Source organism: Streptomyces sp. NPDC034037, assembly GCF_055575715.1.
Genome location: NZ_JBVISC010000006.1, coordinates 242,743 through 259,595, shown reverse-complemented (window position 1 = coordinate 259,595; position 16,853 = coordinate 242,743). Strand labels below are relative to the sequence as shown.

General features: G+C 69.7%; 17 protein-coding genes. 14 read left to right on the top strand and 3 right to left on the bottom strand.

Features of this window, described 5'->3' with window-relative positions:
* Positions 1-3 precede the first annotated feature (3 nt).
* The 14 genes from ACZ516_RS22350 (at position 4) to ACZ516_RS22285 (ending at position 12,719) form a co-directional block, all read left to right on the top strand.
* The gene (locus ACZ516_RS22350) at positions 4-651 is read left to right on the top strand and encodes an L-threonylcarbamoyladenylate synthase (RefSeq protein ID WP_030792118.1); all 648 of its coding nucleotides are present in this window, start codon (positions 4-6) and stop codon (positions 649-651) included.
* Positions 648-1,301 (top strand): arsenate reductase/protein-tyrosine-phosphatase family protein, encoded by a 654-nt coding sequence (locus ACZ516_RS22345; RefSeq protein ID WP_125515116.1) that lies wholly within the window; start codon positions 648-650, stop codon positions 1,299-1,301. Before ACZ516_RS22350 ends, ACZ516_RS22345 begins: the two co-directional genes overlap by 4 nt.
* 78 nt (positions 1,302-1,379) lie before the next feature.
* Positions 1,380-2,645, top strand: a complete 1,266-nt coding sequence (locus ACZ516_RS22340; RefSeq protein ID WP_469011460.1) for a serine hydroxymethyltransferase — start codon at positions 1,380-1,382, stop codon at positions 2,643-2,645.
* Between the two features lie 130 nt (positions 2,646-2,775).
* Positions 2,776-4,101, top strand: a complete 1,326-nt coding sequence (locus tag ACZ516_RS22335) for an MraY family glycosyltransferase (RefSeq protein WP_358585107.1) — start codon at positions 2,776-2,778, stop codon at positions 4,099-4,101.
* Between the two features lie 257 nt (positions 4,102-4,358).
* Positions 4,359-4,772 (top strand): hypothetical protein, encoded by a 414-nt coding sequence (locus tag ACZ516_RS22330; protein ID WP_358585109.1) that lies wholly within the window; start codon positions 4,359-4,361, stop codon positions 4,770-4,772.
* Positions 4,773-4,994: 222 nt separating this feature from the next.
* Positions 4,995-5,804: a F0F1 ATP synthase subunit A gene (atpB, locus tag ACZ516_RS22325; protein WP_361079379.1), complete on the top strand. Its 810-nt coding sequence runs from the start codon at positions 4,995-4,997 to the stop codon at positions 5,802-5,804.
* A 72-nt stretch (positions 5,805-5,876) separates the two neighbouring features.
* Positions 5,877-6,125 (top strand): ATP synthase subunit c family protein, encoded by a 249-nt coding sequence (locus tag ACZ516_RS22320; RefSeq protein ID WP_030792134.1) that lies wholly within the window; start codon positions 5,877-5,879, stop codon positions 6,123-6,125.
* Between the two features lie 41 nt (positions 6,126-6,166).
* Positions 6,167-6,712, top strand: coding sequence for a F0F1 ATP synthase subunit B (locus ACZ516_RS22315; protein WP_125515121.1), 546 nt, complete (start codon positions 6,167-6,169; stop codon positions 6,710-6,712).
* Positions 6,709-7,533 carry a F0F1 ATP synthase subunit delta gene (locus ACZ516_RS22310; RefSeq protein WP_358585113.1) on the top strand — a complete coding sequence of 275 codons (825 nt, stop codon included), beginning with the start codon at positions 6,709-6,711 and terminating at the stop codon, positions 7,531-7,533. The genes ACZ516_RS22315 and ACZ516_RS22310 overlap by 4 nt, the downstream gene beginning before the upstream one ends.
* Positions 7,534-7,644: 111 nt before the next feature.
* Complete coding sequence (atpA, locus tag ACZ516_RS22305) at positions 7,645-9,234, top strand: F0F1 ATP synthase subunit alpha (protein WP_358585115.1); 1,590 nt, start codon at positions 7,645-7,647, stop codon at positions 9,232-9,234.
* A gap of 21 nt (positions 9,235-9,255) precedes the next feature.
* Entirely contained in the window at positions 9,256-10,173 is a 918-nt protein-coding gene (locus ACZ516_RS22300) for a F0F1 ATP synthase subunit gamma (protein ID WP_361079376.1), read from the top strand.
* On the top strand, positions 10,173-11,615 hold the full coding sequence (gene atpD / locus ACZ516_RS22295) for a F0F1 ATP synthase subunit beta (protein ID WP_361079374.1): 1,443 nt from the start codon (positions 10,173-10,175) through the stop codon (positions 11,613-11,615). The genes ACZ516_RS22300 and atpD overlap by 1 nt, the downstream gene beginning before the upstream one ends.
* A 134-nt stretch (positions 11,616-11,749) precedes the next feature.
* Positions 11,750-12,124 carry a F0F1 ATP synthase subunit epsilon gene (locus ACZ516_RS22290; RefSeq protein WP_358585121.1) on the top strand — a complete coding sequence of 125 codons (375 nt, stop codon included), beginning with the start codon at positions 11,750-11,752 and terminating at the stop codon, positions 12,122-12,124.
* 145 nt (positions 12,125-12,269) lie between these two features.
* A complete protein-coding gene (locus tag ACZ516_RS22285; protein ID WP_358585123.1) occupies positions 12,270-12,719 on the top strand; it encodes a DUF2550 domain-containing protein in 450 nt (149 codons plus the stop codon).
* Positions 12,720-12,790: 71 nt separating this feature from the next.
* On the opposite strand, the gene ACZ516_RS22280 is transcribed toward ACZ516_RS22285, so the two are convergent.
* The 3 genes from ACZ516_RS22280 to ACZ516_RS22270 form a co-directional block, all read right to left on the bottom strand.
* Positions 12,791-14,620 carry a glycoside hydrolase family 18 chitinase gene (locus ACZ516_RS22280; RefSeq protein ID WP_358585125.1) on the bottom strand — a complete coding sequence of 610 codons (1,830 nt, stop codon included), beginning with the start codon at positions 14,618-14,620 and terminating at the stop codon, positions 12,791-12,793.
* A 257-nt stretch (positions 14,621-14,877) separates the two neighbouring features.
* On the bottom strand, positions 14,878-15,528 hold the full coding sequence (locus ACZ516_RS22275; protein WP_358911696.1) for a response regulator transcription factor: 651 nt from the start codon (positions 15,526-15,528) through the stop codon (positions 14,878-14,880).
* The gene (locus ACZ516_RS22270) at positions 15,525-16,715 is read right to left on the bottom strand and encodes a sensor histidine kinase (protein WP_469011459.1); all 1,191 of its coding nucleotides are present in this window, start codon (positions 16,713-16,715) and stop codon (positions 15,525-15,527) included. Before ACZ516_RS22270 ends, ACZ516_RS22275 begins: the two co-directional genes overlap by 4 nt.
* Between the last annotated feature and the right edge of the window lie 138 nt (positions 16,716-16,853).

Below are 16,853 nucleotides of genomic sequence, written 5' to 3'. Positions count from 1 at the left end.
CTGATGGCACGGCGATACGACACCAACGACGCGACCGACCGCTCGACCGGTCTGCGCGAGGCCGCGTCCGCCGTCCGCCGGGGCGAGCTGGTCGTCCTGCCCACCGACACCGTCTACGGCATCGGCGCCGACGCCTTCAGCCCCGAGGCGTGCGCCGACCTGCTCGACGCCAAGGGCCGCGGCCGCAACATGCCGACGCCCGTCCTCATCGGCTCCCCGAACACCCTGCACGGCCTGGTCACCGACTTCTCCGAGATGGCCTGGGAGCTGGTCGACGCCTTCTGGCCCGGCGCCCTGACCCTGGTCGCCAAGCAGCAGCCCTCCCTCCAGTGGGACCTCGGCGACACCCGCGGCACGGTCGCCATCCGCATGCCGCTGCACCCCGTCGCCATCGAACTGCTCACCGAGGTCGGCCCGATGGCCGTCTCCTCCGCCAACCTCACCGGGCACCCCGCCCCCGAGGACTGCGACGCCGCCCAGGACATGCTCGGCGACTCCGTCTCCGTGTACCTGGACGGCGGCCCGACGCCCGGCATCGTCCCCTCCTCGATCGTCGACGTCACGGGCCGGGTGCCGGTCCTGCTCCGGGCCGGCGCCCTCGACGCGGACGAGCTGCGCAAGGTGGTCCCCGACCTCGAGGTGGCGAATTGACAGCCCCTGAGACGGGGCGTGGCATAACGGGCTTCCCGGGCTCTGCGGGCACCTTCCGCATCCTCCACGTCAGCACCGGCAACGTGTGCCGCTCGCCGATCACCGAGCGGCTGACCCGCCATGCCCTCGCCGACCGGCTCGGCGACCCGCTCACCGGCGGCCTGATCGTGGAGAGCGCGGGCACCTGGGGCCACGAGGGCGCCCCCATGGAGACCAACGCCGAGACGGTCCTCGCCGACTTCGGCGCGGACGCCAGCGGCTTCATGGGACGCGAACTCCTCGACGACCACGTCATCCGCGCCGACCTGGTCCTGACCGCCACCCGCGACCACCGGGCCCAGGTCATCTCCATGGGCCACTCGGCGGGCCTGCGCACGTTCACGCTCAAGGAGTTCACGCGCCTGGTGCGGGCCATAGACCCGACCACCCTGCCCGAGCCCGACGGCAACGGCGTGGTGGAGCGCGCCCGCGCCCTGGTGCGGGCCGCCGCCGCCCTGCGCGGCTGGCTGCTGGCGCCGAACGTCGAGGCCGACGAGGTGTACGACCCCTACGGCGCCCCGCTGCCGTTCTTCCGGTCCGTGGGCGACGAGATCAACCAGGCGCTCGACCCCGTGGTGACGGCGCTGACCGGGGTGCCCGCACACATGTAGCCGGACCGGGGTGCCCGCCCCCGGGCGGCGGCCTACATTGGATCTGAGGTCACCCCCCGCCAGGCCCCGGAGCCCACGATGTCGCTCAGCACGGTCAGCACCGCCGCCCCCGCCGCCCACCCGGCGTCGTACACCGACCTCGACGCGCTGCGCCGGCAGGACCCCGAGCTGGCCGAGGTCCTCGCCGCCGAGGCCGCCCGGCAGTCCGCCGGGCTCCAGCTGGTCGCCGCCGAGAACTTCACCTCACCGGCCGTCCTGACCGCCCTCGGCTCCCCGCTCGCCAACAAGTACGCCGAGGGCTACCCCGGCGCCCGCCACCACGGCGGCTGCGAACTGGTGGACGTCGCCGAGCGGCTCGCCGTGGAGCGCGCCAAGGCCCTCTTCGGCGCCGAACACGCCAACGTGCAGGCGCACTCCGGCTCCTCCGCCGTCCTCGCCGCGTACGCCGCGCTGCTGCGGCCCGGCGACACCGTCCTCGCCATGGGCCTGCCGTACGGCGGGCACCTCACGCACGGCTCGCCCGCGAACTTCTCCGGACGCTGGTTCGACTTCGTCGGCTACGGCGTCGACGCCGACACCGGGCTCATCGACCACGACCAGGTGCACGCCCTGGCCCGTGCCCACCGCCCGAAGGCGATCGTCTGCGGTTCGATCTCCTACCCCCGGCACATCGACTACGCGGCCTTCCGCGCGATCGCCGACGACGTGGGCGCCTACCTCATCGCCGACGCGGCCCACCCCCTTGGCCTGGTGGCCGGGGGAGCGGCGCCGAGCCCGGTGCCGCACGCCGACGTCGTCTGCGCCACCACCCACAAGGTCCTGCGCGGCCCCAGGGGCGGCCTCCTGCTCTGCGGGGCGGACCTGGCGCACAGGATCGACCGGGCCGTCTTCCCGTTCACGCAGGGAGGCGCCCAGATGCACACAATCGCGGCCAAGGCCGTCGCCTTCGGCGAGGCGTCGGCGCCGGCCTTCAGGTCGTACGCCCAGCAGGTGGTCGCCAACGCGCGCACGCTGGCCGAGGGCCTGGCCGCCGCCGGGTTCGCGGTCGCCACCGGCGGCACCGACACCCACCTGCTCCTGATCGACCCCGCGCCCCTCGGGGTGGACGCGCACACCGCACGCGGCAGGCTCGCCGCCGCCGGGATCGTCCTGGACACCTGCGCCCTGGCGCACGGTGACGCCCGCGGGCTGCGCCTGGGCACGGCGGCCGTCACGACCCAGGGGATGACCGGCCCCGAGATGGAGCGGATCGCCGGCCTGCTGGCCGACGCGGTGCACGAGGGCGCGGACGTACGGCGTGAGGTGCGCGAACTGGCGGGCGGATTTCCACCGTATCCGCGATAGGAGGGGGTGGCCGCGTCAGAGACGGGCGCGTACTCGTGCAACCATCGTCGCTACCCGTAAGTCCCCAACCGTATGCGCGCAAAGCTAGGGTGTGGGGCTGAGATGGCCAGCGATACCTGTGGGGAAGCCCGTGCGTGAATACCTGCTGACGCTCTGCATCACGGCCGCGGTGACCTATCTGCTGACCGGACCGGTGCGGAAGTTCGCGATCGTGGCCGGCGCGATGCCGGAGATCCGCGCTCGGGACGTGCACCGGGAGCCCACGCCCCGGCTCGGCGGGATCGCGATGTTCTTCGGCCTGTGCGCGGGCCTGCTGGTCGCCGACCACCTGCCGAACCTCAACGCGGTCTTCGAGAACTCCAACGAACCGCGCGCGCTGCTCTCCGGGGCGGCGCTGATCTGGCTGATCGGCGTCCTCGACGACAAGTTCGAGATCGACGCGCTGATCAAGCTCGGCGGCCAGATGATCGCCGCGGGCGTCATGGTGATGCAGGGCCTGACGATCCTGTGGATCCCCATCCCCGGCGTCGGCCCGGTCTCCCTGACCTCCGGCCAGGGCACGCTGCTCACGGTCGCGCTCGTGGTCATCACCATCAACGCCGTCAACTTCGTGGACGGCCTCGACGGCCTCGCGGCCGGCATGGTCTGCATCGCCTCCGCCGCGTCGTTCATGTACGCCTACCGCATCTGGTACGGCTACGGCATCGAGGCCGCCGCCCCCGCGACCCTCTTCGCCGCCATCCTCATGGGCATGTGCCTGGGCTTCCTGCCGCACAACATGCACCCCGCCCGCATCTTCATGGGCGACTCCGGCTCGATGCTCATCGGCCTGATCCTGGCGGCCGGCGCCATCTCCGTGACGGGACAGGTCGATCCGGCCACCCTGAAGCTGAACTTCGGCGGCGACCGCGACGCCACGCACGCGATGCTGCCGGTCTTCATCCCGCTCCTGATGCCGCTCACGATCATCGCGATCCCCTTCGCCGACCTGGTCCTCGCGATCGTGCGCCGCACCTGGAACGGCAAGTCGCCGTTCGCCGCCGACCGCGGGCACCTGCACCACCGGCTCCTGGAGATCGGCCACTCGCACAGCCGTGCGGTGCTGATCATGTACTTCTGGTCGGCGCTCATCGCCTTCGGCACCGTCGCGTACTCGGTGCACTCCACCAGCGTGTGGATCCTGTTCGTCATCGTCGCGTTGAGCGCGCTGGGCCTCGTGCTGCTCCTGCTGCCGCGCTTCACGCCGCGCACCCCGCGCTGGGCGGAGGCGTTCGTGCCGCCGCGCTACCGCCGCCGCAGGCAGGAGCGGGCCACCGCCGAACCGGCCCCGGACGGCCCCGAGAAGCTCTCCGCCGAGGCCGCCGCCCCGGTGCCCGAGCTGAGCGGCGCCGGGCGCCCGCACGGCAGCACGGCGCTCTCCGCGCGGCCTCGTGTACGGTCGCACGAGCGCGACTAGCGGCGGCTACCACCCCGACGCGCGCGCGGCCAACGCGCAACGCGCGCGGTGGGCCGAACGTGTGACGGTCGGCACACTTTCAGGTAAAGACTGCATCAAATAGTTTGTGATACGGTTCACGAGAACCCGAGATATATTGGGGCGGCCCCGAAGAGACTGGCCGCCTTGGTGAGGTGCGCCTCGTCGTGTCCGGGCCAGGGCCTTCGCTCGACGATCGCAATGCCACGTCCCCAAATTTCGCCGGAGGAGCTGCCGCCATGCAGTCCAACGACGCCCGCACACTCCTGCACTGTGCCCTGCCCACCGCTGCCGCGGGCGCGGCGGGGATCGCGGTCAGCGCCGCCGTAGCCGGCGGCAAGGGTGCGCTCGGTGCCACCTTCGGCGCACTGGTCGTCCTGTTGTTCATGGGCGGTGGCCTTGTGGCGCTGCAGCGAGGCGCGCGCTCCTTCCCTCATCTGTTCCAGATGATGGGTCTGCTGGTCTACACCGTCCAGATCCTGGTGCTGATGGTCGCTCTCACCGCGCTGCGCGGTACGTCGGCCTTCAATCACAAGTGCTTCGCGTTCACCCTGCTCGCCGCCACTTTGGTGTGGATGGCCGCGCAGGTGCGCTCCCATATGAAGGCCAAGGTCCTCTACGTGGAGCCGGAATCCGCCCGGCCGCAATCGTGAGCTGTAGGGGCAGCGTAAGAAGGCCTCCGCTCATTTGCTATGGTCTCGCCACAACTGCGGCAGAGCTGGCGCGGGAGGCGGCCGTGCCTGTGAAGCCTTACGGCTCGGAGCCCAGCCGCCGCCCCCAAATCCGCAAGTCCAGTCCAGTGCCGCTCCGCGGTCGTAGGCCGCGCCGACACATCGAGGTTGCCGTACCCATGCGCCACGTTGAAGGAGCTCGCGGTGAGTAACGCCCAGACGCTCGCCTTCGAGACCGATTGCCATATTTTTGAAGGGTGCGGTTTCCCGACCCCCGGCCTGCACTCCTTCCTCTTCGAGCCGATTTTCACCGTCGGCGGCTTTGAGTTCAACAAGCCGATGCTGCTGGCCCTGGTGAGTTCGGTCGTCGTCATCGGCTTCTTCTGGGCGGCTTTCAATAAGCCAAAGCTGATTCCTGGCAAGCTCCAGATGATCGGTGAGATCGGCTACGACTTCGTGCGCCGCGGCGTCGTCTACGAGACGCTCGGCAAGAAGGAGGGCGAGAAGTACGTCCCTCTGATGGTCTCGCTGTTCTTCTTCATCTGGATCATGAACCTCTGGTCGGTCGTTCCGCTCGCCCAGTTCCCGGTGACCTCGGTCATCGCCCTTCCGGCGGGTCTCGCGGCGATCGTCTACATCCTCTGGGTGAGCGTGACCTTCAAGAGGCACGGCTTCATCGGCGGCTGGAAGAACATCACCGGCTACGACCGCTCGCTCGGCCCCGTCTTCCCGATGGTCATGTTCTTCGAGTTCCTCTCGAACATGATCATCCGGCCCTTCACCCACGCGGTGCGGCTCTTCGCCAACATGTTCGCGGGTCACGTCCTGCTGGTGATCTTCACCATCGCGAGCTGGTACCTGCTGAACGGCATCGGCATCGCCTACGCAAGTGTCTCGTTCGTGATGGTCATCGTGATGACGATCTTCGAGCTGTTCATCCAGGCGCTGCAGGCCTACGTCTTCATCCTGCTGGCGTCCAGCTACATCCAGGGCGCGCTCGCCGAGCACCACTGAGTACGCCTCTCCTCCCCCCGATACATCCGGTGGCCAACCCCCACCGGCCCGTAAAAAGAAGGAAGTTACGGCATGTCCGCTCTCGAGACCCTCGCCGCGGTCAACATCCAGGGCAACTTCGGTGCGATCGGCTACGGCCTCGCCGCGATCGGCCCCGGCATCGGCGTCGGCGTCATCTTCGGTAACGGTACGCAGGCCCTCGCCCGTCAGCCCGAGGCCGCCGGCCTCATCCGCCAGAACCAGATCCTCGGCTTCGTGCTCTGTGAGGCCCTGGCGCTCATCGGTCTGGTCATGGGCTTCGTTTACCCGGTTCCTTCCTGATCCGGTCTCGTTGACGAGAAACTTCAACGGAAGGCACTGATGTGATCTCTCTGGTACAGCTGGCGTCGGAGGAGCCTCAAAACCCTCTGATTCCGGAGATCCCTGAGCTCGTCATCGGCCTCATCGCGTTCGTCATCGTCTTCGGCTTCTTCGCCAAGAAGTTCCTCCCGAACATCAACAAGGTTCTGGAAGAGCGCCGCGAGGCGATCGAAGGCGGCATCGAAAAGGCCGAGGCCGCGCAGACCGAGGCCCAGAGCGTGCTCGAGCAGTACAAGGCTCAGCTCGCCGAGGCCCGGCACGAGGCCGCGCGCCTGCGCCAGGAGGCGCAGGAGCAGGGTGCTCAGCTCATCGCCGAGATGCGGGCCGAGGGCCAGCGTCAGCGCGAGGAGATCGTCGCCGCCGGTCACGCCCAGATCGAGGCCGACCGCAAGGCCGCCGCGCAGTCGCTGCGTCAGGACGTGGGCCACCTGGCCACCGCCCTGGCCGGCAAGCTCGTCGGTGAGTCCCTTGAGGACCACGCCCGGCAGAGCCGCACCATCGACCGCTTCCTCGACGAGCTCGAGGAGAAGGCCGAGGCGGCTCGATGACAGCGCACGGAGCCAGCCGCGAGGCACTGGCCGCCGCGCGCGAGCGTCTGGACGCGCTGACCGACAACACGTCGGTCGACGCGAAGCGGCTCGCGGACGAGCTGGCCGCGGTCACCGCGCTGTTCGGCCGCGAGGTCTCGCTGCGTCGGGTCCTGACCGACCCGGCGCAGTCCGGTGAGGCCAAGGCCGCGCTGGCCGGGCGCCTGCTGAGCGGCCAGGTGGGCGGCGAGACCGCCGACCTGGTGGCCGGCATGGTCCGCTCGCGCTGGTCGCAGTCGCGGGACCTGGTGGACGCCCTCGAGGAGCTCGCCAACCTCGCCGATCTGACCGGCGCGCAGCAGGCCGGCGCGCTGGACAACGTCGAGGACGAGCTGTTCCGGTTCGGCCGGATCGTCTCCTCCAGCACCGGGCTGCGGGCGGCGCTGACCGACCGCGCCGCCACGGGCACGGCCAAGAGCGAGCTGCTGCGCAGCCTGCTCGGCGGTCGCGCCGAGGACGTGACGGAGCGGCTCGTCGAGCGCCTGGTGACCGCGCCCCGCGGACGTAGCCTGGAAGAGGGACTCGAGTCCCTCTCCAAGCTGGCCGCGGACCGACGCAACCGCATGGTCGCCGTCGTCACTTCCGCTGTTCCGCTCTCGGACCAGCAGAAGCTGCGTCTCGGTGCCGCCCTGGTCAAGGTGTACGGACGTCCGATGCACCTCAACCTCGACGTGGACCCCGAGATCCTCGGCGGGATCAGGGTCCAGGTGGGCGACGAGGTCATCAACGGCAGCATCGCGGACCGCATCGAGGAAGCCGGCCGCCGCGTGGCCGGCCAGTAACCCAACAAGCACGAAATACGGCCCTAGTTGGGCCGTGCAGAGGATTCCTGGGGGCTGACCCCAGACCCCCCAAGAAAACTTCGGGCCCAACAAGGAGAGCAGGGAACCCAGATGGCGGAGCTCACGATCCGGCCGGAGGAGATCCGGGACGCGCTGGAGAACTTTGTCCAGGCGTACAAGCCGGACGCGGCCTCGCGCGAGGAGGTCGGTACGGTCACCGTCGCCGGCGACGGTATCGCCAAGGTCGAGGGTCTTCCCTCGGCGATGGCGAACGAACTGCTGAAGTTCGAGGACGGCACCCTCGGCCTCGCGCTGAACCTCGAAGAGCGCGAGATCGGTGCCGTCGTCCTCGGCGAGTTCAGCGGTATCGAGGAGGGCCAGCCGGTGCAGCGCACCGGTGAGGTGCTCTCCGTCGCCGTGGGCGAGGGTTACCTCGGCCGCGTCGTCGACCCGCTCGGCAACCCGATCGACGGTCTCGGCGAGATCGAGACCAGCGGACGTCGCGCCCTCGAGCTGCAGGCCCCGGGCGTCATGGCCCGTAAGTCGGTGCACGAGCCGATGGAGACCGGCTACAAGGCCGTCGACGCGATGACCCCGATCGGCCGTGGTCAGCGTCAGCTGATCATCGGTGACCGCCAGACCGGCAAGACCGCCCTGGCCGTCGACACGATCATCAACCAGCGCGACAACTGGCGCTCGGGCGACGTGAACAAGCAGGTGCGCTGCATCTACGTCGCCATCGGTCAGAAGGGGTCCACCATCGCCTCCGTGCGCGGTGCCCTCGAAGAGGCCGGCGCGCTGGAGTACACGACCATCGTCGCCGCCCCGGCGTCCGACCCGGCCGGCTTCAAGTACCTGGCGCCGTACACCGGTTCGGCCATCGGCCAGCACTGGATGTACGAGGGCAAGCACGTCCTCATCGTCTTCGACGACCTCTCGAAGCAGGCCGACGCCTACCGCGCCGTGTCCCTGCTGCTGCGCCGTCCGCCGGGGCGCGAGGCCTACCCCGGTGACGTCTTCTACCTGCACTCGCGTCTCCTGGAGCGCTGCGCGAAGCTCTCCGACGAGCTGGGCAAGGGCTCGATGACGGGTCTGCCGATCGTCGAGACCAAGGCGAACGACGTGTCGGCGTTCATCCCGACCAACGTCATCTCCATCACCGACGGCCAGTGCTTCCTGGAGTCGGACCTCTTCAACGCCGGTCAGCGCCCCGCGCTGAACGTCGGTATCTCCGTCTCCCGAGTCGGTGGTTCCGCGCAGCACAAGGCGATGAGGCAGGTCTCCGGCCGACTGCGCGTGGACCTCGCCCAGTTCCGTGAGCTGGAGGCGTTCGCCGCCTTCGGTTCCGACCTGGACGCCGCGTCGAAGGCGCAGCTGGAGCGCGGCCAGCGCATGGTCGAGCTGCTCAAGCAGCCGCAGTACGAGCCGATGGCGACCGAGGACCAGGTCGTGTCCGTGTGGGCCGGTACCACCGGTCGCATGGACGACGTGCCGGTGGGCGACATCCGCCGCTTCGAGAAGGAGCTCCTGGAGTACCTGCACCGCAAGGAGCAGGGCCTCATGACCTCCATCAAGGAGGGCGCGAAGATGTCGGACGACACCCTCCAGGCCCTCGGCGACGCCATCGCGGAATTCAAGAAGCAGTTCGAGACCTCGGACGGGAAGCTTCTCGGCGAGGACGCTCCGGCCGCCGCCAAGTGACGTAAGGAAGGGACCTGACTCATGGGAGCTCAGCTCCGGGTCTACAAGCGTCGCATCCGATCCGTCACCGCGACCAAGAAGATCACCAAGGCGATGGAGATGATCGCCGCCTCGCGTGTCGTCAAGGCGCAGCGCAAGGTGGCGGCCTCCACGCCGTACGCGACCGAGCTCACCCGCGCGGTCACGGCGGTCGGCACTGGCTCGAACACGAAGCACCCGCTGACGACCGAGGCCGAGTCGCCGACCCGTGCCGCGGTGCTGCTCCTCACGAGCGACCGCGGTCTGGCCGGCGCCTTCAACTCGAACGCCATCAAGGCCGCGGAGCAGCTGACCGCGCGTCTTGAGACGGAGGGCAAGGAGGTCGACACGTACATCGTCGGCCGCCGTGGCCTGTCGCACTACAACTTCCGCGAGCGCAAGGTCGTGGAGTCGTGGTCGGGCTTCACCGACGAGCCCACGTACGCGGACGCCAAGAAGGTCGGGGCGCCGCTGATCGAGGCGATCGAGAAGGAGACGGCGGAGGGCGGCGTGGACGAGATCCACATCGTCTACACCGAGTTCATCTCGATGATGACGCAGACGGCCGTCGACGGCCGCCTGCTGCCGCTCAGCCTCGAAGAGGTCGCGCAGGAGAAGCCCGCCAAGGGCGAGATCCTTCCGCTGTACGACTTCGAGCCGTCGGCGGAGGACGTCCTCGACGCCCTGCTGCCGCGGTACGTCGAGAGCCGTATCTACAACGCGATGCTCCAGTCGGCCGCCTCCAAGCACGCCGCCACGCGCCGCGCGATGAAGTCGGCGACCGACAACGCCGGGGATCTGATCAACAGCCTCTCCCGGCTTGCCAACGCGGCCCGCCAGGCCGAAATCACCCAGGAAATCAGCGAGATCGTCGGCGGCACAGCAGCGCTGGCCGACGCGACCGCGGGGAGTGACAAGTAATGACGACCACTGTTGAGACGGCCGTTGCCACGGGCCGCGTCGCCCGGGTGATCGGCCCGGTCGTCGACGTGGAGTTCCCCGTCGACGCGATGCCGGAGATCTACAACGCCCTGCACGCCGAGGTCGACGACCCGGAGATCGAGGGCGGCCGCAAGACGCTGACCCTCGAGGTCGCCCAGCACCTGGGTGACGGCGTGGTCCGCTCCATCTCGATGCAGCCCACCGACGGCCTGGTCCGCCAGGCCCCGGTGACGAACACCGGCAAGGGCATCTCGGTGCCGGTCGGCGACGTGACCAAGGGCCGCGTGTTCAACACCCTCGGTGAGGTGCTGAACGACGACCCGTCCACGGTCGCCGACGCCGAGCGCTGGACGATCCACCGCAAGGCCCCGGCCTTCGACCAGCTCGAGTCCAAGACCGAGATGTTCGAGACCGGCCTGAAGGTCGTCGACCTTCTCACCCCGTACGTCAAGGGTGGAAAGATCGGTCTGTTCGGTGGTGCCGGTGTCGGCAAGACCGTGCTGATCCAGGAAATGATCGTCCGTGTGGCCAAGCTGCACGACGGTGTCTCCGTCTTCGCCGGTGTCGGCGAGCGCACCCGTGAGGGCAACGACCTCATGGTCGAGATGGAGGAAGCCGGCGTTCTGGACAAGACCGCGCTGGTCTTCGGCCAGATGGACGAGCCGCCGGGCACGCGTCTGCGCGTCGCCCTGGCCGGTCTGACCATGGCGGAGTACTTCCGCGATGTGCAGAAGCAGGACGTGCTGTTCTTCATCGACAACATCTTCCGCTTCACCCAGGCCGGTTCCGAGGTCTCGACCCTGCTCGGCCGCATGCCCTCCGCGGTGGGCTACCAGCCGAACCTGGCCGACGAGATGGGTCTCCTCCAGGAGCGCATCACCTCGACCCGCGGTCACTCGATCACCTCGATGCAGGCGATCTACGTCCCCGCGGACGACCTGACCGACCCGGCCCCGGCCACCACGTTCGCCCACCTCGACGCGACGACGGTTCTCTCCCGTCCGATCTCCGAGAAGGGCATCTACCCGGCCGTGGACCCGCTGGACTCCACGTCCCGCATCCTGGACCCGCGCTACATCGCGCAGGACCACTACGACTGCGCCATGCGCGTCAAGGGAATCCTGCAGAAGTACAAGGACCTCCAGGACATCATCGCGATCCTCGGCATCGACGAGCTCAGCGAGGAGGACAAGCTCGTCGTGGCCCGTGCCCGTCGCGTGGAGCGCTTCCTGTCGCAGAACACCCACGCGGCCAAGCAGTTCACCGGTGTGGACGGCTCGGACGTCTCCCTCGAGGAGTCGATCGCGGCGTTCAACTCGATCTGCGACGGCGAGTACGACCACTTCCCGGAGCAGGCGTTCTTCATGTGCGGTGGTCTTGAGGACCTCAAGAAGAACGCCAAGGAGCTCGGCGTCTCCTGAAGCCCCTCAGCTCCACCGCGACGAGGGGCGGGCCCACCCCCTTCGGGGGCCGAGTCCCGCCTCTCGTCGTACGCCCACTAGAATTTGACCCAACACCCGGCGAAGCCGCCGGGTGGTGACCCGAGGAGCCACCCTTGGCTGCTGAGCTGCATGTCGAGCTGGTCGCCGCGGACCGCAGCGTCTGGTCCGGCGAGGCCACCCTGGTCGTCGCGCGCACCACGTCCGGCGACATCGGCGTCATGCCCGGTCACCAGCCGCTGCTCGGTGTGCTGGAGTCGGGCCCGGTGACCATTCGTACGAGCGATGGCGGCACGGTCGTCGCCGCTGTCCACGGGGGATTCATCTCCTTCGCGGACGACAAGCTGTCGCTGCTGGCCGAGATCGCGGAGCTGTCCGACGAGATCGACGTCCAGCGTGCGGAGCGGGCGCTGGAGCGCGCGAAGTCGGAGGCCGACGCCTCCGCCGAGCGGCGTGCCGACGTCCGACTGCGTGCGGTGTCCGCGCGCTGACCCCAGCGCGTGGCATGACGTGACTCAGCCGCGGCCAGGTCCGGGAACAATCCGGACCGGGTCGCGGCTGAGGCAATGCGGGTGCAAGGTGTTTGGTCCGTTGCCGGTCCGTTGACCGACAGTAGAGGCGAGGAGGTCGGTGCCGATGATCCTCACTCTGCTCGTGTGCGGACTTGCTGTGATCGCGCTGGTTGTGGTGGGGCTCTTCGTCTTCGGACTGCGCCGCCGGCTGATCCAGCGCTCCGGCGGGACGTTCGACTGTTCGTTGCGCTGGGAGGCCCCGGAGAAGGGCGACACCTCCGGCAAGGGCTGGGGGTACGGGGTCGCCCGCTACAACGGCGACCGCGTCGAGTGGTACCGCGTCTTCTCCTACGCCCCCCGGCCCCGCCGCGTTCTCGAACGCTCGGCCATCGAGGTCGTCGACCGCCGCGCGCCGGCCGGCGAGGAGGAGCTGGCCCTGCTCTCCGACGCCACCGTCCTCGGCTGCACGCACCGCGGTGTCCGCCTGGAGCTGGCGATGAGCGAGGACGCCCTGACGGGTTTCCTGGCCTGGCTGGAGGCGGCGCCTCCGGGGCAGCGTGTGAACGTGGCCTGAGTCCGGACATGGAGAAGCCGGGGAGACAGGGGGCGATCCCGTCTCCCCGGCTTCGTTCTGGGGGGTGCGGTCTACTTCAGACCGTCGTTGATGGCGCTCACCAGCTCACCGTTGGCGGTGTCGCCGCTGAACTCCCAGAAGAACGCGCCGCCGAGGCCCTGCTGCTTGGCCCAGGCCATCTTGGAGCGCACCGTCTCCGGGGTGTCGTAGGACCACCAGTTCGTGCCGCAGTGGGCGTACGCCGTGCCGGCGATCGTCCCGTTCGAGGGGCAGGAGCTCTTCAGCACCTTGTAGTCCTCGATGCCCGCCTCGTAGGTCCCGGGCGCCGCGCCCGTGGCCGTACCGCCCGGCTCCTTCTGGGTGACGCCGGTCCAGCCGCGGCCGTAGAAGCCGATGCCGAGCAGCAGCTTCGTGGCGGGCACGCCCTTGGCCTTCAGCTTGGCGATGGCGGCGGCGCTGTTGAAGCCCTCCTGGGGGATGCCGGCGTAGGAGGTGAGCGGCGAGTGCGGGGCCGTCGGTCCCTTGGCCGCCCAGGCGCCGAAGAAGTCGTACGTCATCACGTTGTACCAGTCGGCGTAGGCCGCCGCGCCGCCGTAGTCGGCGGAGTCGATCTTGCCGCCGTCGGAGGCGTCCGCGGTGATGGCCGCCGTGACGAGGTTCTTGGCGCCGAACTCGTTGCGGAAGGCCTGCATCATCGTCTTGAAGACGGCCGGGCCCGAGGTGTCGCAGGACAGGCCGCAGGCGTTCGGGTACTCCCAGTCCAGGTCGATGCCGTCGAAGACGTCGGCCCAGCGCGGGTCCTCGACCAGGTCGTGGCAGGACTTGGCGAAGGCCGCCGGGTTCTTCATGGCGTCGGTGAAGCCGCCGGACCAGGTCCAGCCGCCGAAGGACCACAGGATCTTGATGTTCGGGTACTTGGCCTTCAGTTTGCGCAGCTGGTTGAAGTTGCCGCGCAGAGGCTGGTCCCAGGTGTCGGCGACGCCGTCGACGCTCTGGTCGGCGGTGTAGGCCTTGTCGATCGCCGCGTAGGAGTCGCCCATGGTGCACTTGCCGCCCTGGACGTTGCCGAAGCTGTAGTTGATGTGCGTGATCTTCGCGGCGGAGCCGGAGGTCGCGATGTTCTTCGCGTGGTAGTTGCGCTGGTAGACGCCCCACTCGGTGAAGTAGCCGAGCTTGACCTTGTCGCCGGGGCCGGGGCCCGGGTCGCCGCCGCCGCCGGTGGTGCGGACCTTGACGGCGCCGCTCGCGGGACCGGTCTGGTCGGCGGTGTCACGGGCCTGGACGGTGTACGAGTAGTCCGTGCCCGCGGTCAGCCCGCTGTCGCTGTACGAGGTGCCCGTCACCGTGCCGACCTTGGCGCCGTCGCGCAGGACGTCGTAGTTCTTGACGCCCTTGTCGTCGGTGGCGGCCTTCCAGTCGAGCTTCACCGAGGTGTCGGTGACGCCGGACGCGGTCGGGGTGCCCGGGGCGCTCGGCGGGTTGTCGCCGGGGACGCTGCCGCCGTCACAACTGCCGCCGTTGAGCGTGCACTTGGCCGGGGCGCCGGGGCCCGTGCCGTTGAAGCCGAAGGAGACCGAGGCGCCTGGGCCGAGCGTGCCGTTCCAGCCGAGGTTCTTCGCACTCCAGCGGGTGCCGGAGTTGGTGACCGTGGCGTCCCAGGCCGAGGTCACCTTGGTGTCGGCGGGGAAGTCCCACTGGACGTTCCACGAGTCGATCGTGGTGGTGCCGGTGTTCTTGATGGTCCACTTGCCCTCGAAACCGTTGCCCCAGTCCTGGGTCTTGGTGTACGTGGCGGTGGCCTCGGAAGCGGCCTGGGAGGCGGCTTCGGGGGTCGCCTCGGCGGGAGCGCCGAGAGCGACCAGGGTGGCGAACGGCAGCAGCAGCGTGGTCAGTCCGGCCACGGTCCTGTGTCGGAATCTGAGTCTCGGGCGTGTGGTGCTCTGTGTGAAGCGCACAAGGTGCTCCTCGGGTGAGATCCGGGGGTTCGGGGTGGGACCCTGCGCCGCCCGTGAGCACGTGGACACGTGGGGAAGTGCTCACCGCAGTGCGGCGAGAATAGAAAGGTCTGGACCAGCGGGTCAAGAGGTCTGAACCATTGGCCGGATTGTGCCGGTCCGGAGTGATCAGTCGCTGATCGCCCGGTTCGCCGGGGCCGCGATCAGACGCCCAACTCCTGTGCCAGCACGGCCGCTTGGACCCGGCTGCGCAGCTCGAGCTTCGCGAGCATGCGGCTCACATGGGTCTTCACCGTCGCCTCCGCCATGGCGAGACGGTCCGCGATCTCCGCGTTCGACAGCCCCTCCCCGATGCAGGACAGCACCTCGCGCTCGCGCCGGGTGAGGCTCTCCAGGACGGCCGGGTCCGCGGCGCCGTGGCCGCGCGGGGGCCTGCGGGGGGCGGCGAACTCGGCGATCAGCCGGCGGGTGACGGCCGGGGCGATCAGCCCTTCGCCGCGCGCGACCGTGCGGACCCCTTCGAGGAGGTCCTTCGCCTCGGTGTTCTTCAGCAGGAATCCCGAGGCGCCCGCGCGCAGCGCCCCGAAGACGTACTCGTCGAGATCGAACGTGGTCAGGACGAGGACGTCCGCGAGCCCCTCGGCGACCACCTGGCGGGTCGCCGCCACCCCGTCCAGGCGCGGCATCTGGATGTCCATCAGGATCAGGTGGGGGCGCAGCTCGCGGGCGAGCGCCACCGCCTGCTCGCCGTCGGCCGCCTCGCCGACCACCTCGATGTCGGGCGCGCTGCGCAGGATCAGGACGAGTCCCGCGCGTACGGCTGACTGGTCCTCGGCGACCAACACCCGGATCATTCCTTGGCTCCTTCGTCCGCGGGGTCGACGGGCAGGGTCACGGAGACGGTCCATGCCATGCCGTCGTGGCTGTTCTCGGGGCCCGACTCGAAGGTGCCGCCGAGCAGTTCGGTGCGCTCGCGCATGCCGACGAGGCCGGCTCCCGAGCCGGGGGCGCGGGGCCCGGCCGGGGCGTCGTACGGGCTGGTGACGCGGACCTTCAGGGCGCGGGGCTCCTGGGTGAGGCGCACGGTGACCCGGCCGGGCGAGGCGTGTTTGAGGGCGTTCGTCAGGGATTCCTGGACGATGCGGTACGCGGCCAGCCCGACCGGAGCGGGCAGTTCGGGGCCCCGCGGGGGGCGCGTGTCCTCCAGGGCGACGTCCAGGCCGTTGGTGCGGGCCCCGTCGATCAGGGCGGTGAGGCCGTCCAGGGTGGGGGCCGCGGCCGGTTCCAGGTCGCCGCTGTCGTCGCGCAGGATGCCGATGAGCCGGCGCATCTCGGCCAGCCCCTCGACGCTGTTCTCCCGGATGACGGCGAGGGCGTCCTTGCTGGTGGCCGGGTCGTCCAGGGAGAGCGCGGCCGTGGAGTGGATGGCGATCGCCGAGAGGTGGTTGGCGACCATGTCGTGCAGTTCGCGGGCCATCCTGGCGCGCTCGGCCGTGACCGCCTGGACGCGGTCCATCTCGGCGAGCAGCGCGGTCTGCTCGGCCCGCAGCCTCGCCGCGGCGGCGGCCTCGCGGTGGTTGCGCACCAGGGAGCCGGTGGCGGCGGGGCCGAACGACACGATGCCGGTCAGCACCCCGACGAGCACGGCGTCGGGCTCACGCCACCACGCGAGCAGGCCGAGCGTCACCGCGACCGTGATGGCTCCGGTGGTCAGCGGGATGCGGCGGGCGGCGGCGGGGGTCCCGTAGACGACGGCGGCGTACATGATGTCGGTGAACATCATCACCGAGGCGAGGTTGCCCGTCGTGAACTGGTCGAACACCAGCGCGCAGGTGGCGAGGACCAGGGCGGTCTGGGGCATGCTGCTGCGCAGCAGTTCGAGCGCGGCGAGGGCGAGGAGCGGGATCAGCGTCCAGTCGGCGCCGAGCAGCCGGTCCGTCTGCATGTGCAGGCCGAGCGCCCACAGCGCGAGCCCGCTGAGCAGGCTGACGACGGCGATCTGCACGTCGACGCGCTGCGGGCGGGGCGGGGACAGGGCCATGCCCTCCATCCAACACGCAGTCAGGACCGCGTGCCTGGTCCTGGGGGAGGAACCGCCCGCTACATCGAAGGATGCAGTCCCACTTCGTCACTGACGACGACGATCCCGGCCCGCCACCGAGGGAGCCTGGAGAGGCGA

Bases quoted from the DNA above. Each gene is read 5' to 3' on its own strand.
- atpA (WP_358585115.1), top strand. From the start codon at position 7,645: ATGGCGGAGCTCACGATCCGGCCGGAGGAGATCCGGGACGCGCTGGAG.
- ACZ516_RS22300 (WP_361079376.1), top strand. From the start codon at position 9,256: ATGGGAGCTCAGCTCCGGGTCTACAAGCGTCGCATCCGATCCGTCACC.
- ACZ516_RS22350 (WP_030792118.1), top strand. From the start codon at position 4: ATGGCACGGCGATACGACACCAACGACGCGACCGACCGCTCGACCGGT.
- ACZ516_RS22320 (WP_030792134.1), top strand. From the start codon at position 5,877: ATGTCCGCTCTCGAGACCCTCGCCGCGGTCAACATCCAGGGCAACTTC.
- ACZ516_RS22310 (WP_358585113.1), top strand. From the start codon at position 6,709: ATGACAGCGCACGGAGCCAGCCGCGAGGCACTGGCCGCCGCGCGCGAG.
- ACZ516_RS22340 (WP_469011460.1), top strand. From the start codon at position 1,380: ATGTCGCTCAGCACGGTCAGCACCGCCGCCCCCGCCGCCCACCCGGCG.
- ACZ516_RS22275 (WP_358911696.1), bottom strand. From the start codon at position 15,528: ATGATCCGGGTGTTGGTCGCCGAGGACCAGTCAGCCGTACGCGCGGGA.
- ACZ516_RS22330 (WP_358585109.1), top strand. From the start codon at position 4,359: ATGCAGTCCAACGACGCCCGCACACTCCTGCACTGTGCCCTGCCCACC.
- ACZ516_RS22270 (WP_469011459.1), bottom strand. From the start codon at position 16,715: ATGGCCCTGTCCCCGCCCCGCCCGCAGCGCGTCGACGTGCAGATCGCC.
- atpD (WP_361079374.1), top strand. From the start codon at position 10,173: ATGACGACCACTGTTGAGACGGCCGTTGCCACGGGCCGCGTCGCCCGG.
- ACZ516_RS22285 (WP_358585123.1), top strand. From the start codon at position 12,270: ATGATCCTCACTCTGCTCGTGTGCGGACTTGCTGTGATCGCGCTGGTT.